The sequence below is a fragment of the Streptococcus sp. HMSC10A01 genome, assembly GCF_001807785.1.
Taxonomy (GTDB): Bacteria; Bacillota; Bacilli; order Lactobacillales; family Streptococcaceae; genus Streptococcus; species Streptococcus gordonii.
This window is the reverse complement of the sequence record NZ_KV790972.1, coordinates 32790-33080: the sequence shown is the minus strand read 5'-3', so window position 1 is coordinate 33080 and position 291 is coordinate 32790. Positions and strand designations below refer to the sequence as shown.

The window sequence follows — 291 nt, the reverse complement described above, 5'->3', positions numbered from 1 at the left end:
GAAGCGCTCATAGACGCGGATTCACTGGCAGAAACAGACGCACTCGTGGAGGCCGATTCACTCGCAGATACAGATGCGCTCGTGGACGCTGACTCACTCGCACTTACTGAGGCACTCATTGAAGCGGACTCGCTCGCACTTACTGAGGCGCTCGTCGAAGCTGACTCGCTTGCAGAAACTGAGGCGCTAGTTGAGGCGGACTCACTGGCAGATACCGAGGCACTCGTAGACGCTGATTCGCTGGCACTTACTGAAGCGCTTGTGGAAGCCGATTCGCTCGCAGATACTGAG

The 291-nt window shown here is 57.0% G+C and carries 1 protein-coding gene; it reads right to left on the bottom strand.

The genetic code is table 11. The features are described 5' to 3' along the window. On the bottom strand, nt 1-291 hold a 291-nt coding region (locus tag HMPREF3108_RS10950; protein ID WP_256262226.1), incomplete at both ends, for a hypothetical protein.